Here is a 14138-nt window from a genome sequence, read left to right as displayed (position 1 = left end):
AGCCGCGCCGCCCGACCCTCGCGGGCCGTCCGTGCCGTTCCGGTCAGAGCAGGCCGGCGAGCTCCGGCGGCAGCGGCCGGTGGTGGAGCAGGGTGAGTGAGCGGGTGGCCCGGGTCAGGGCGACGTAGAGGTCGCGCGGGGCGAGCGCGGCCGGCTCGACCACCACGACCGCGTCGAACTCCAGCCCCTTGGCGTCCGCGACGGTGAGCGCGTCCAGTGGCCCGGCCAGGGCGTCCGGTGCGATCACGCCCAGGGTGCCCGGGCTGTCGGGCCGCCGGGCGAGCGCGGCGGCGAAGTCGCCGTCCGGGACGGGGACCGCGCGCGGCTGCTCGGTGCCCGGGCGGATGGACTCGGGCGGCCGGTGGCCGGGTACGGCGGTGCGCAGCACGGCGGAGGCGAGGGCCATGACGGGTTCCGGCGTGCGGTAGTTGACGGTCAGCCGCTCCTCGCGCCAGCGGCCGGGCAGGTGCGGGTCGAGCATCTCGGCCCAGCTGCGGGCTCCGGCGGGCGATCCGGTCTGGGCGAGGTCGCCGACGATGGTGAGCGAGTTGGTCGGAACACGCCGCAGGACGGCGCGCCAGGCCATCGCGGACAGCTCCTGCGCCTCGTCCACGACGACGTGGCCGTACGCCCAGGTGCGGTCGGCGGCGGCGCGTTCGGCGGTGGAGCGGTACGGGCCGTCGTCGCGGAAGCGCTCGGCCAGGGCGGCGGAGTCCAGCAGGGCGTCGTCGGTCTGCCCGGTGATGGTCAGCACGCCCTGGGCGAAGGCGAGTTCGTCCGGATCCTGGTCGGCGGGAGCGGGTGCCCGTTCCACGCCCAGGAGTTCGGCGGCCTCGTCGAGCAGCGGGACGTCCTCGACCGTCCAGCGGGAGCCGGGCGGGCGGAGCAGGGCGGCCGCGTGCTCGGGAGCCGCCTCGGTGAGCAACTCCCGGTCGGTGAGCAGCCGTTCGAGCAGCTGCTGGGGGGTGAGCAGGGGCCAGAGCGGGTCGAGTGCGGCGCGGACGTCCGCCCGCTCCCAGAGCTCGCGCGGGGCGTAGTGCGCCTCCTCGTCGTCGTACGGGCGGCCGAGGGTGAGCGCCTGGGAGATGGCGAGGGCGTCGAGCAGGGTGCCCAGGTAGAAACCCCGGGCCCGGTTGTGCGGCAGCCGCAGGCCGCGGGCGGCGTCCCGGGCCTGGGCGCAGGCCCAGGCGGAGACCTGTAACCCGTCGCCGAGCTCCAGGCCTTCGGCGGGGGCGGTCTGGTGGGCGGCCAGCGCGCGGCGGAGCACCCCGGCCATCCAGGGGCCGCCCTTGGCCAGGGCGGTGGCGGAGGTGTCGGCGCCGGTGGTGGTGATGCCGGGGAAGAGTTCGCCGACGGTGCGCAGCACCACCTCGGTCTCGCCGAGGGCGGGCAGCACCTCGTCGATGTACCGCAGGAAGCCGGGGTTGGGGCCGATCACCAGCACGCCCCGGCGCTCCAGCGCGGCGCGGTGGGTGAACAGCAGGTAGGCGGCGCGGTGTAGGGCGGCCAGCGTCTTGCCGGTGCCGGGGCCGCCCTGGACCACCAGGGCGCCGCACAGCGGGGAGCGGATCACCCGGTCCTGCTCGGCCTGGATGGTGGCGACGGCGGTGCCCATCCGGCCGGTGCGCTCGCGGTCGAGGGCGGCGAGCAGCGCGGCCTCGCCGACCAGGGCGCGCCGACCGGACTCGTCCAGCCCGGCGAGGTCGAGCGCCTCGTCGTCCAGGCCGGTGAGGGCGCGGCCCCGGGTGTGCAGGTGGCGGCGGCGCACCACGGGGCCGGGGTGGGCGGGGGTCGCGGTGTAGAACGGGCGGGCGGCCGGGGTGCGCCAGTCGAGCAGCAGCGGTTCGTACGTCTCGTCGGTGAGGCCGGTGCGGCCGATGTAGTGGACGGTGCCGTCGCGCTCGTCGAGCCGGCCGAAGCACAGGCCGCGCTCGACCGCGTCCAGCCGGGCGACGTGGCGGGCGGCCTCGCGCGCACGCACCTCGCGTTCCAGCCGGGCCTGGTGGGTGCCGCCGGGCGCGGCGCCGTCGTGGGCGCCGTCGGCGGTGCGGCGGGCCCGTTCGCGTACGGCGTCCAGCCGGGCGTAGAGCCGGGTGAGGTGGGCCTGCTCGGTGCGCAGGGCCGTGGCGAGGCCGCCGCTGGAGTCCGGTGCGGCCACTGGAGGTTCGCTCATCGATGTGGTATCCTTGCGGTGAGGAGGTTGTGGTGCGTCATCTGAAAGGCGCTCAATTGACCCAGCCTACCCCATCCGCCGACGCCCGGCGTGACCTCGGCTGTTACTCTTGCGAAGCGTGAGCGCGAAGCCCCAGATCCCCAATGTCCTGGCCTCCCGGTACGCCTCGGCGACCCTGGCCCAGCTGTGGTCCCCCGAGCACAAGGTGGTCCTCGAGCGCCACCTGTGGCTCGCCGTCCTGAAGGCCCAGCAGGACCTCGGCGTCGAGGTGCCGGCGAACGCCGTCGCCGACTACGAGCGGGTGATCGACCAGGTCGATCTCGGCTCGATCGCCGCCCGTGAGCGGGTCACCCGTCACGACGTGAAGGCCCGGATCGAGGAGTTCAGCGAGCTCGCCGGGCACGAGCAGATCCACAAGGGCATGACCTCCCGGGACCTGACCGAGAACGTCGAGCAGCTGCAGATCCGCCAGTCCCTCGAACACGTGCGGGACCGCACGGTGGCGGTGCTGGTGCGCCTGGCCAGGCTGGCCGCCCAGCACTCCGAGCTGGTCATGGCCGGCCGCTCGCACAACGTGGCCGCGCAGGCCACCACCCTGGGCAAGCGGTTCGCGTCGATCGCCGACGAGCTGCTGGTCGCCTTCCGCCGTCTGGAGGAGCTGATCGCCCGCTACCCGCTGCGCGGGATCAAGGGCCCGGTCGGCACCGCCCAGGACATGCTGGACCTGCTCGGCGGTGACACCGAGAAGCTTGCCGAGCTGGAGCGCCGGGTCGCCGGGCACCTCGGTTTCGACCACGTGCTGACCAGCGTCGGCCAGGTCTACCCGCGCTCGCTGGACTTCGAGGTGCTCACCGCCCTCGTCCAGCTGGCCGCCGCGCCGTCCAGCCTGGCCAAGACCATCCGTCTGATGGCCGGCCACGAGCTGGTCACGGAGGGCTTCAAGGAGGGCCAGGTCGGCTCCTCCGCGATGCCCCACAAGATGAACACCCGCTCCTGCGAGCGCGTCAACGGCCTGGCCGTCATCCTGCGCGGCTACGCCTCGATGACCGGCGAGCTGGCCGGTGACCAGTGGAACGAGGGCGACGTCTCCTGCTCGGTGGTGCGCCGGGTCGCGCTGCCGGACGCGTTCTTCGCCTTCGACGGTCTGCTGGAGACCTTCCTCACCGTCCTCGACGAGTTCGGCGCCTTCCCCGCCGTGATCGAGGCCGAGCTGGACCGCTACCTGCCGTTCCTCGCCACCACCAAGGTGCTGATGGGCGCGGTGCGCGCGGGCGTCGGCCGGGAGACCGGGCACGAGGTCATCAAGGAGCACGCCGTCGCCTCCGCGCTGGCGATGCGCGCGGGCGTCCGGGAGAACGAGCTGCTGGACCGGCTGGCCGCCGACGAGCGGATCCCGCTGGACCGGGCCGCGCTGGACGCGCTGCTGGCCGACCGGCTGTCCTTCACCGGTGCGGCCGGTGCCCAGGTCGCCGAGGTGGTCCGCCAGGTGGAGGCCGTCGCGGCCGCCTACCCGGAGGCCGCCAAGTACGCGCCGGGCGACATCCTCTGACGGGCACTACCCTCTGAGGCCGGGTCAGTTCTGAGCCGAGGGCCCCGCCGCCGGACCGGTGGCGGGGCCCTCGCGCGTCGTGGGGACGTGGCCCGGGTCGAACGGCGGGGTGGTGGTGCCGCACGGCCAGTCGCAGTTCGGCTCGGCCACCGCCTGCTCCTCGGGGGCGAGCACGTTGCCCCGTACGGTCGCGAAGGCGATCAGCCCGCCGGCGACCAGCAGGCCCGCGCAGATCAGCATCGCGGTGTGAAAGGCGGAGTCGACCGAGGCGGGCACCCGGTAGGCGTCACCGCTCAGCCCGGCCAGCGCCGGCAGGGCGGCCACCGCGAGCAGGCCGGCCGCGCGGGCGGCGGCGTTGTTGACCCCGCTGGCGATGCCCGCGTGCCGGACCTCGACGGCGGCCAGCACGGTCGCCGTCAGCGGCGCGACCAGCAGGGTCATTCCGCAGCCCATCATCGTGACGGCGGGCAGCACGTCCGCCCAGTACGAGGAGTCCGGGCCGATGCGCAGCATCAGCAGCACCCCGGCGGCGCACAGCACGGGACCGACGGTGAGCGGGATGCGCGGGCCGATCCGCTTGCCGAGGCGCCCGGCGCGCGCGGACAGCGCCAGCATCAGCACGGTGATCGGCACCAGCGCGAAGCCCGAGACCAGCGGTGAGAACCCGGACACGATCTGGAGCTGCACCACCAGCAGGAAGAAGACGCCGCTGAACGCCGCGTACACGCACAGGGTGACCAGGTTCACCGCGGTGAACAGCCGGGAGGAGAACAGGCCGAGCGGCAGCATCGGCTCGGGGGCGCGGCGCTCGACGGCCACGAAGGCGACGCCGGCCACCAGTCCGATCGCCCCGCTGACCCAGACGGTGGGGGACAGGCCCTCGCCGGCCGCGGTCAGCGCGTAGGTGACCGCGCCGAGGGCGAAGGCGGCGAGCACGGCACCGAGCACGTCGAAGCGGCCGGAGGCGTCCTTGTCCCGGCTCTCCGGTACCGAGCGGGTGGTGACCGCGATCACGGCGACGGCGAGCGGCAGGTTCAGCAGGAAGATCCAGCGCCAGCCGGGACCGTCCACCAGCCAGCCGCCGAGGAAGGGGCCGACCGCGGCCGACACCCCGCCGAAGCCGGACCAGAGGCCGACCGCCGTCGAGCGGTCGTCAGGATGGAAGACGGCCTGGAGCATGGCGAGTGAGCCGGGGGTGAGCAGGGCCCCGCCGATGCCCTGGACGGCGCGGGCGGCGATCAGCACCCGGATGTCCGGTGCGAGGGCGCAGGCCGCGGAGGCGGCGGCGAACCAGACCACGCCCACCAGGAAGACCTTGCGCCGCCCGTACCGGTCGCCGAGCGCGCCGCCGAGCAGGATCAGGCCCGCCAGGGTGAGCAGATAGGCGTTCAGCGTCCATTGCAGGGACGCCAGGGAGGCGCCGAGGTCGGCGCCGATCCGGGGCAGGGCGACGTTCACCACGGTGCCGTCGAGCATCGCCATGCTGGAGCCGAGCACCGTCGCCAGTAGTACCCAGCGCCCCTGCGCGGTGCCCAGGCGCAGGGTGCCGGCCTCGGAGGTGGCCACGGGCGAATCCTGCGCTGCCGGGGCGCACGTGACAAGGGTCACCGCTGGGTGTGTTGACCGAGGGCGGTGGGTGAACGGGCGGGCGCGCTGCGTCGCGGATCTCGGCGCAGGGTCGTGGATCAGTGGCGGGGGGTGAATGGGTTGTGTACGTACCGTGGGGTCCGGCCTGCGGAGGGTCACTGCGCCCGGGGGGATCGTTGCCGTTTCAAGAGATCGACATTGCTTCACCCGAACGGATGGGTTTTAGTTCAGCGACCGCCCGGCCAGTCCGGACGGATCCACCGGGTGGAACGCCGAGTCCTGCCGCTGCCCGGTGGTTCGAGACGAACTCTGTACGGCAGGAGTGGGGGACCCACAGGTAAGTCGCCGGACCGGAGTTCGCGCCTCAGGGCGCGGGTGTCCAGGACCGGCTCGGGGTGAAGCCGCGCATGCGGCCGGGCAACTCCAGCCCGAACCCGACAGCTCACCTCGCAGGCGTCGGAGAGGAAAATCCCATGCCTGCTCAGGCTCGTCGTATCGCCCTGCCCCGCGCTGCCCGCATCGGCATCGCCACCGCCGTCACCGGTGTCTCCTTCGCCCTCCCGCTCGTGACCGCGGTGAGCGCCCAGGCCCACATCGTTCCGGCCGCCCCGGTCGCGCAGGCCGCTGCCTCCACCGACGCCAAGCCTGCCGCGCAGGCCGCTGCTCCGGCCGCCCAGGCGGCGCAGGAGAGCTACCGCGTCGTCGGCGGCGACACCCTGTCCAAGATCGCCGACGCCAAGAACGTCGAGGGCGGCTGGCGCGCGCTGTACGAGCAGAACCGCTCGGTCGTCGGCGCCAACCCGAACCTGATCTTCCCGGGCCAGCAGCTCGCGCTGCCGGGCCACGCCGCCGCGCCGGCCGCCGACGCTGCTCCGGTGAAGCCCGCCGCCCCGGTGAAGCCCGCCGCCCCGGCCAAGCCGGCCGCTCCGGCGACCCAGGCCGCCACGCCGCAGGCCCAGGTCCAGGTGAAGACCGAGGCCGCCAAGCCGTCCGCGCAGCTCCAGACCCAGGTGCAGGTCGCCGCTCCGGCCCAGGTCGTGACCGCCACTCCGGTGGCCGCCGCCACCTCCGGCTTCGTCGCCCCGCTGGCCAACCCGAAGCTCGGCACCGCCTACGGCGTGGCCGGTTCGATGTGGGCCTCCGGCCACCACACCGGCCAGGACTTCATCGCCTCCACCGGTACCCCGCTGCGCGCCGTCGCCAACGGTGTCGTGGTCAAGGCCGGCAACGGCGGCGCCTACGGCAACCAGGTCGAGATCAAGCTCGCCGACGGCCACTACGCCGAGTACGCGCACCTCTCCTCGATCGGTGTGAAGATCGGTCAGGCCGTCACCGTCGGCCAGCAGATCGGCCTCTCCGGCGCCACGGGCAACGTGACCGGCCCGCACCTGCACTTCGAGATCCGCAACGGCTCGGAGTACGGCTCGGACATCAACCCGGTCGCCTTCCTGCGCGCGCACGGCGTCGCGCTCTGAGCCCGAGGCACTCCGACCTCGCGGGGCCCTGAGCCCCGAAGGTTTCAGGAACCACCGCTGCTGCGGGGCGAATCGATCCTCCGGGATGGTCATGTCGGGTGACCGCTCGACCGGGTGATCGCCGCACGGCGGACATGGGCGCGGGACACGCCCAGGCCGGCCCGGCTCCACGAGGACCTCCTCGTGGAGCCGGGCCGGCTGCGTCGTCCGAGCGGTGGAACGAGGCGTCAACTCCGGTGCGCTGACGGTCTTCGACCGTCGTGCGAGTGGCTCCGGCGCGCCGTGTCGTCGGACGGCCGGCGCCCGGCCGGTCCGGCCGGGCGGGTCCGGGAAGTGAGGAGGCCGGACGACACTTCCGGCGGGCTCGCGTCGCGGCCCGGGGTCAGTGCCGGTGGACCGGCAGGCCGTACTGGGCCGCGGCCAGCAGCTCGTGCATCCGGTGGCCGAAGTCGTCGGTGTCCCGGGCCGGTTCGGGAAAGACCAGGCGGACGTCGCGGTGACCGTGCGGGTGGTCCAGGCGCAGCACCAGGCCGTAGCGGTCCAGTGCGAGCGGGCGGATCTCCGGCTCGTGGGCGAGCACGGCAGGGTCGAGCAGCCGGGTGAGGACGTCGAGCGCCTCCGCGTGGTCGTCGGCGAAGTGGGTGAGCAGCGCGGCCTCGTGCCGGGCCAGCGGGTCGGGGGCGGCGAGGGCGAGGTCGCCGGCGGTGATCGCGCCGGTGCCGTACGGGGTGGCGAGGACGGCGTGGGCGACGTCCACCCGCAGGTGCACGCCGAGGCCGTCGTCGGTGAGGTGGGCCGGGTGCAGCCGGCCCGCCAGGGTGAGGCGGGCGCGGACCCGGTCGCGGACGGCGACGGGGGAGACGTCGGTGACGTCGAGGACGACGGCGAGGCCGTCGGTGGCGCCGGCGGCGGCCGCGGTGAGCGGGTCGTCCAGGGCGGCGCGCAGTCGTAGCCGGGAGCCGTGCACGGAGACCGGGGTGTCCAGGTGGTGGTGCTCGCCCAGGGCGCGGACGGTGAGCGAGGAGGTCGTGCTGAGCAGGCTGTGGATCCGTTCGGCGGTGGTGGGCTCGGGGACCTCGGTGTCGCCGGTGGGCAGGCTCATGGACGGACCTCCAGTAAGTTAGGTGAGCCTAACCTAATGCGAGGGTGAGGGTGTGGCAAGCAGGCGCCCGGACGGGCGGAAGGGCCCGGGTGGCGTCCGGGCCCTTCGGTGCGGCGGTGCGTCAGCCGATGACGGCCTGGGCGTCGATCTCGACCAGCATCGGCTCCTGCGGCAGCTCGACGAAGACGGTGGTGCGGCACGGCTTCACGCCGCCGGGCTCGATGTTCTCCTCGATGAACTCGGCGTAGACCTCGTTCATCAGCGGGAAGTCGGCGCGCTTGGTGAGGTAGACGCGGAACATCACCACGTCCTCGATGGTGGCGCCGCCGGCCTCGACGATGGCCTTGACGTTCTCCAGGGTGCGGCGGGTCTGTGCCTTCACGTCGCCGTGGTGCAGGTACTCGCCGGTGTCCGGGTCCTGCGGGCCCTGGCCGGAGACCTGGAGGATCGGGCCCTTGCGGACGCCCTGGGAGAACATCCAGGCGGGGGCGGGGGCGCCGTCGGTGCGGATCTCGGCCTTCTCGCCGGTCTGGGGGTGCTCGGAGGACATGGGGCTCCTTGGTGTCTTCGACGGTTCGTCAGGTGTGGTCGGGACGGCCGCAGTCGGCCGACACGGCGCGGGTGGTGGTGAGCAGCTGCGGGAGCAGGTCCAGCACCTGCTCGTACGGCAGGACCACGTCGGGGACGGAGATCGACGCGGCGGCGACCACCCGGCCGCTGGCGTCCCGGACGGGCGCGGCCACGCAGTTGATGAAGGCCTCGTGCTCGGCGTGGTCCTGTGCCCAGCCCTGGACGGCGACCTTCTCCAGCTCGGCGAGCAGCGCCTCGGGGGTGGTCAGGGTGCGTTCGGTGTGCGGGGTGAAGTCGATCCCGGCCACCACCCGGCGCCGTTCGGGCAGCGGCAGGTCGGCCAGCAGCACCTTGGAGACGGCGGCGCTGTGCAGGGCGGCGCGCAGGCCGATCCGGGAGTACATCCGCACCGGATGGCGGGAGTCGAACTTGTCGATGTAGACCACCTCGCCACCCTCGTACGCGGCCAGGTGCACGGTCTGGCCGGTGGTGGCGTTCAGCTCGGCCAGGTGCGGCGCGGCGATCCGGCGCACGCCGCGCTGCTCCAGGGCCAGGCCGGAGAGCGCGAAGAGGCCGGCGCCCAGGTGATAGCGGTAGGTCGCGTCGCGATAGACGAATCGTTCCTCTTCGAGGCTCTGGAGCAGTCGGAGCACGGTGGTTTTGTGGACACCGAGCACTTCGGCGAGCTGGTCGAGGGAGCGCTCGCCCTCGCCGAGCTCGGCGAGGATGCGCAGGGCGCGGGTGACGGTCTGACTCATCGTGCTCCGCTTCGAGGGCTGGGGTTCCTGCTCATTGTGCCCGGGCCCGGTCGGCGTACGGCGCCCGGTCGGCCGGGCGCACGCGGCCGGTGGGCAGGGCCGGGCCGGTGATGCCCTCCGCGGTGACCCGGGTGGCGGCCCACTCGGCGGGGGAGGCGTCGAGCAGGGCAGCCACCACGGCGGCGTCCGGCAGCTCGGCCTGGTCGCCGTGGGTGGTCAGCGCACAGGCAGCGCTCAGGTGGCCGAGCCGCAGCCGGCGCCGCTGGTCCAGGCCCCGGACGGTGCCGGCCAGGTAGCCGGCCGCGAAGGCGTCGCCCGCGCCGGTGGCCTCGACCACCTCGACCGCAAGGGCCGGCTCGGTGACCGCCGTACCGTCCCGGCCCAGAGCGGTCACCTGCCTGGCGGCGTCCTTGACCACGACGGTGGCCGGTGCGGGGAAGCGGCGGCGCAGGGTGGCCGGGTCGCCGGTGCCGAAGGCGGCCTCGGCCTCGTCGGCGCCGAGCAGCAGCAGGTCGGCGGTGTCCAGCAGGGGTGGCAGCACGGCCGGGTCGCGGTCGCGCCAGAGCGAGGGGCGCCAGTTGAGGTCGAAGCTGACGAGCCGGTCCGGTCGGCGGTCGGCGAGCAGGGCGCGCAGCAGGGCCAGGCAGCCGTCGGAGAGTGCGGCGGTGATGCCGGACAGGTGGAGCAGCCGGGCGCCGGACAGCAGTGCGGCGGCGGCCGGGTCGGCGAGCAGGTCGGGGGAGAGCGCGGCGGCCGCGGAGCCGCGCCGGTGGTAGTGCAGCCGGCTGCGGCCGGGGCCGAGGTCGTGGCGGTCGCCGGTGGTGCCGCCGACCTCCTTGAGGTAGAGGCCGGTCGGGCGGTGCGGGTCGACCGCGACCGCCGAGACGTCCACGCCGCGGGCGGCGACCTCGGCGAGCAGCCGGCGGCCGAAGCCGTCGTCGCCGACCCGGCTGATCCAGGCGGTCGGCACGCCGTGGGCGGCCAGCGCGCCCGCCACGTTGGACTCCGCGCCGCCGACGGAGAGCCGGAAGCTCTCCACCGACTCCAGCGGCCCCGGGCGGTCCGGCAGCAGGACGGCCATCGACTCGCCCACGCACACGGCCGTCGGGGGAGGACCGGGGCGGGTCGGGCCCTGGGTGTCCTGTCGCGGCATGTGCGGGGCTCCTCGTCTGCGGCCGTTCCGTCGAGAGCGGGCCCACCGGGTCGGCACCGTTGCGCACGAGCGTTTGCGCACGAGCCGACCCCGTTGACCGGGAGTCAGGTCCGTTGACCGTGGTCCGGCGCCGATGCTAGAACCGTGTTGCCAGCATGTGCAACCCACGTTGCACATGTTGCAACCTGTGCGGATGGAGGGACACGGTGGTGGAGCAGACCTTCGCAAGCAGTGGCACCGGGCCGGGCATCGCCCGCGGCGCGGTGGCCGCCCTGGCCGACGAGCCGCTCGACTGGCGGTTCAAAGCCGCTCCACCGCAGTCGTGGGGCCGCAGTACCCGGGAGTGGCTCGCCACCGGCCCCACCCTCTCCTCGCTCGGCACCCCACTGCTCACCCTCGACGGCGCCGCCCTCGACCACAACGTCCGCACCATGGCCGACTGGTGCGCCAAGGCCGGCGTCGCGCTCGCCCCGCACGGCAAGACCACCATGGCGCCCGCCCTCTGGCAGGCACAGCTCGACGCCGGCAGCCACGGCATCACCCTCGCCAACCTGCCCCAGGTGCGGGTCGCCCGGGCCTTCGGGGTCCAGCGCATCCTGCTCGCCAACACCCTGCTCGACCCGGCCGGACTGGCCTGGCTCGCCGACGAACTCGCCGCCGACCCGCGCTTCGCCTTCCTCTCCTGGGTCGACTCCGCCGAGAGCGTGCGGCTGATGGACGAGGCGCTGCGCGCCGCCGGGGCCGAACGGCCGGTCGAGGTGCTGGTCGAACTCGGCGGCCCCGGCGGACGGACCGGCGCCCGCGGCGTGGACGCCGCCGTCGAGGTCGCCGCCGCCGTGCTGCGCGCCCCCACCCTGCGCCTGGCCGGCGTCGGCGGGTACGAGGGCGCGCTCGCGCACGACGCCTCGCCCGAGGGGCTGGCCTCCGTCCGCGGCTACCTGCGGGCGCTCGGCGACCTGCACGGACGGCTGGCGGGCGCCTACCCGGCCGGCGCCCGGCCGGTGGTCTCGGCCGGCGGCAGCGCCTACTTCGACCTGGTGGTCGAGGAGCTGGCGGACCTGCCGGAGGCGTTCGTGGTGCTGCGCTCGGGTGCGTACATCGCCCACGACGACGGCTTCTACCGGGGCATCTCGCCGCTCGCCCGGGACGGCGGACAGACGCCGTTCCGGGGCGCGCTGCACGGCTGGGCCCGGGTGGTCTCCCGGCCCGAGCCGCAGCTCGCGCTGCTGGACGCGGGCAAGCGCGACCTGCCCTTCGACGAGGGCCTTCCCGAGCCGCAACAGGTGCGCGGCGGAGCCGAGCTGACCGGAACGGCAGCCCGGATCACCGCGCTCAACGACCAGCACGCCTTCCTGCGCGACGCGGGCGACCTGGCGCCGATCGGTGCCGTGCTGCGGCTGGGCGTCTCGCACCCGTGCACGGCCTTCGACAAGTGGACGGCGATCCCGGTGCTGGACTCCGCGGACGCGGCCGAGCCGAAGGTCACCGGCCTGGTCAGGACGTTCTTCTGATGTCCGGGGAGAGAACGGTCTTCAAGGGCGCGACGGTCGTCGACGGCACGGGCGCGGAGCGCTACCGGGCGGACGTCCGGATCGCCGACGGCCTGATCGCCGAGATCGGCGAGGGCCTCGACGCGCCCGAGACGGTGGACGCCGACGGGCTGGTGCTGACCCCCGGCTTCATCGACATGCACGCCCACTCCGACCTCGCCCTGCTGCTCGAACCCGAGCACCCGGCCAAGGTCACCCAGGGCGTCACCTGTGAGGTCCTCGGCCAGGACGGCCTGTCCTACGCCCCGGTGGACGACGTCACGCTGCCCGCACTGCGCCGCCAACTCGCGGGCTGGAACGGCGATCCGGGCGACTTCGACTGGGACTGGCGGGACGTCGCCGGCTACCTGGACCGGATCGACCGCAGCGGTGTCGCCGTCAACGCCTGCTACCTCGTCCCGCACGGCACGCTGCGGATGCTCGCCATGGGCTGGGCCAACCGTCCGCCCACTCCGGCCGAACTCGACCGGATGCGGCAGGTGCTGGCGAGGAGCCTGCTGGACGGCGCGGTCGGCATGTCCAGCGGCCTCAGCTACACCCCCGGGATGTACGCGGACACCGCCGAGCTGGTCGAGCTGTGCACCGTCGTCGCGGCCTACGGCGGCTTCCACGCGCCGCACCAGCGTTCGTACGGCGCCGGGGCGTTGGAGGGCTACGCGGAGATGGTGGAGATCGCCCGGCAGAGCGGCTGCGCGCTGCACCTGACCCACGCCACGATGAACTTCGGCGTCAACCGGGGCCGGGCCGGCGAGCTGCTGGAGCTTCTCGACCGGGCGCTCGCCGACGGCGTCGACCTCACCCTGGACAGCTACCCCTACCTGCCCGGCTCCACCACTCTGGCCGCCCTGCTGCCGAGTTGGGCCACCGAGGGCGGCCCGGCCGCGACGCTGGCGCGGCTCGCCGACCCCGCGCAGTGCGCGAGGATCCGGTACGAGGTGGAGGAGAAGGGCAGCGACGGCTGCCACGGCGTGGTCACCGACTGGGCGACGATCCAGATCTCGGGCGTCCGCTCGGCCTCGCTCGCCGGGACGGTCGGCCGTACCGTCGCCGAGCTGGCCGTCGAGGAGCGGCGGACCGGCACCGAGGTGTTCCTGGACCTGCTGCGCCGGGACGAGCTGGCCACCACGATCCTCCAGCACGTGGGGCACGAGGAGAACGTCCGGGCGATCATGCGCCACCGCGCGCACACCGTCGGCAGTGACGGACTGCTGGTCGGCGCCCGGCCGCACCCGCGGGCCTGGGGCACCTTCCCGCGCTACCTCGGCCACTACAGCCGGGAGCTGGGTGTGCTGACGCTGGAGGAGACGATCGCCCGGATGACCGGCCGCCCCGCCGCCCGGCTCGGGCTGGACCGGCGAGGCCGGATCGCTCCCGGCCACCATGCGGACCTGGTGCTCCTCGACCCCGGGAAGGTCCGGGACGCCGCCACCTTCGAGCACCCCCGGCTGCCCGCCGAGGGCATCGAGTACGTGTACGTCAACGGCACCGCCGTCGTCCGGCAGGGTCGCACCACCGGCGCCCGGCCCGGGCGCGCCCTGCGCCGAACCGACCGAGGAACCCTGGCCCCATGACCGAGCTCTCCGCCACGACCGATCTCTCCGTCCTGCGCGACGAACCGGTGATCGCGGTGGTCCGCGCCCCCCGGATCCCGGACGCCGCCGCGCTCTGCGCCGCACTCGCCGAGGGCGGCATCAACCTGACCGAATTCACCTACACCACACCGAATGTGACGGACCATCTGCTCAGGGCTTCGAAGTCCGGCCGGCGGGTCGGGGTCGGGACGGTACTGACCGCCGAGCAGGCGCGGAGCGCGGTCGAGGCGGGGGCCTCCTTCCTGGTCACCCCCGGCTGCCGTCCCGAGGTCGCCGAGGCGGCGGCCGCCGCCGGGGTGCCGGTGGTGCTCGGGGCGCTCACCCCGACCGAGGTGGCACACGCGGTGGACCTCGGCGCCGCGGCCGTCAAGATCTTCCCGGCCCGGGCGTTCGGCCCCGGCTACTTCAAGGACCTGCGCGGCCCGTACCCCGACGTGCCGCTGGTGGCCTCCGGCGGGGTGAACGCGGGCAACGCCGCCGAGTTCCTGGCGCACGGTGCGCTCGCGGTCTGCGCAGGGACGGACGTGGTGCCGCCGGACGTGGTCGCGGCGGGGGACTGGGCGGAGATCACCCGGCGGGCCCGGGTGTTCACGGCGGCCTGCGCGGGGGAGACCCGGTAGGGCCGGCAC

The 14138-nt window shown here is 74.4% G+C and carries 11 protein-coding genes and 1 riboswitch; of the genes, 5 read left to right on the top strand and 6 right to left on the bottom strand.

Going from position 1 to position 14138, the window contains the following annotated elements:
• Positions 1 to 43: 43 nt before the first annotated feature.
• Positions 44 to 2173: an ATP-binding domain-containing protein gene (locus tag AB0O11_RS30510; protein WP_363393441.1), complete on the bottom strand. Its 2130-nt coding sequence runs from the start codon at positions 2171 to 2173 to the stop codon at positions 44 to 46.
• A 118-nt stretch (positions 2174 to 2291) separates the two neighbouring features.
• Here AB0O11_RS30510 and purB point away from each other — a divergent pair, with 118 nt between their 5' ends.
• The gene (purB, locus tag AB0O11_RS30505; RefSeq protein ID WP_363393439.1) at positions 2292 to 3722 is read left to right on the top strand and encodes an adenylosuccinate lyase; all 1431 of its coding nucleotides are present in this window, start codon (positions 2292 to 2294) and stop codon (positions 3720 to 3722) included.
• A gap of 24 nt (positions 3723 to 3746) precedes the next feature.
• Here the strand turns inward: purB and AB0O11_RS30500 are convergent, their stop codons facing one another.
• Positions 3747 to 5288, bottom strand: a complete 1542-nt coding sequence (locus AB0O11_RS30500) for an MFS transporter (protein ID WP_363393437.1) — start codon at positions 5286 to 5288, stop codon at positions 3747 to 3749.
• A 354-nt stretch (positions 5289 to 5642) separates the two neighbouring features.
• Positions 5643 to 5780, top strand: a riboswitch (cyclic di-AMP (ydaO/yuaA leader).
• 2 nt (positions 5781 to 5782) lie between these two features.
• Here AB0O11_RS30500 and AB0O11_RS30495 point away from each other — a divergent pair.
• Positions 5783 to 6784 carry a LysM peptidoglycan-binding domain-containing M23 family metallopeptidase gene (locus AB0O11_RS30495; RefSeq protein ID WP_363393435.1) on the top strand — a complete coding sequence of 334 codons (1002 nt, stop codon included), beginning with the start codon at positions 5783 to 5785 and terminating at the stop codon, positions 6782 to 6784.
• Between the two features lie 382 nt (positions 6785 to 7166).
• Here the strand turns inward: AB0O11_RS30495 and AB0O11_RS30490 are convergent, their stop codons facing one another.
• The 4 genes from AB0O11_RS30490 to AB0O11_RS30475 all read right to left on the bottom strand — a co-directional run bounded on the left by AB0O11_RS30490 (position 7167) and on the right by AB0O11_RS30475 (position 10367).
• On the bottom strand, positions 7167 to 7886 hold the full coding sequence (locus AB0O11_RS30490) for a DUF2470 domain-containing protein (protein ID WP_363393434.1): 720 nt from the start codon (positions 7884 to 7886) through the stop codon (positions 7167 to 7169).
• 121 nt (positions 7887 to 8007) lie between these two features.
• Complete coding sequence (locus tag AB0O11_RS30485; protein ID WP_363393432.1) at positions 8008 to 8436, bottom strand: RidA family protein; 429 nt, start codon at positions 8434 to 8436, stop codon at positions 8008 to 8010.
• A 28-nt stretch (positions 8437 to 8464) separates the two neighbouring features.
• Positions 8465 to 9214, bottom strand: coding sequence for an IclR family transcriptional regulator (locus AB0O11_RS30480; protein WP_363393431.1), 750 nt, complete (start codon positions 9212 to 9214; stop codon positions 8465 to 8467).
• 31 nt (positions 9215 to 9245) lie between these two features.
• The gene (locus AB0O11_RS30475; protein WP_363393429.1) at positions 9246 to 10367 is read right to left on the bottom strand and encodes a sugar kinase; all 1122 of its coding nucleotides are present in this window, start codon (positions 10365 to 10367) and stop codon (positions 9246 to 9248) included.
• Between the two features lie 206 nt (positions 10368 to 10573).
• On the opposite strand from AB0O11_RS30475, the gene AB0O11_RS30470 reads away from it, so the two are divergent.
• From AB0O11_RS30470 to AB0O11_RS30460, 3 genes are read left to right on the top strand one after another with little or no spacing between them, the layout of a single operon-like run.
• Complete coding sequence (locus AB0O11_RS30470; protein ID WP_363393427.1) at positions 10574 to 11878, top strand: alanine racemase; 1305 nt, start codon at positions 10574 to 10576, stop codon at positions 11876 to 11878.
• Entirely contained in the window at positions 11878 to 13488 is a 1611-nt protein-coding gene (locus AB0O11_RS30465; protein ID WP_363393425.1) for a D-aminoacylase, read from the top strand. Before AB0O11_RS30470 ends, AB0O11_RS30465 begins: the two co-directional genes overlap by 1 nt.
• Entirely contained in the window at positions 13485 to 14129 is a 645-nt protein-coding gene (locus AB0O11_RS30460) for a bifunctional 4-hydroxy-2-oxoglutarate aldolase/2-dehydro-3-deoxy-phosphogluconate aldolase (protein WP_363393423.1), read from the top strand. The genes AB0O11_RS30465 and AB0O11_RS30460 overlap by 4 nt, the downstream gene beginning before the upstream one ends.
• The last annotated feature ends 9 nt before the right edge of the window (positions 14130 to 14138 follow it).

Origin of the sequence: Kitasatospora sp. NPDC093102 (genome assembly GCF_040683915.1) — a bacterium.
Taxonomy (GTDB): domain Bacteria; phylum Actinomycetota; class Actinomycetes; order Streptomycetales; family Streptomycetaceae; genus Kitasatospora.
This window is presented reverse-complemented; position numbering and strand designations above follow the sequence as displayed.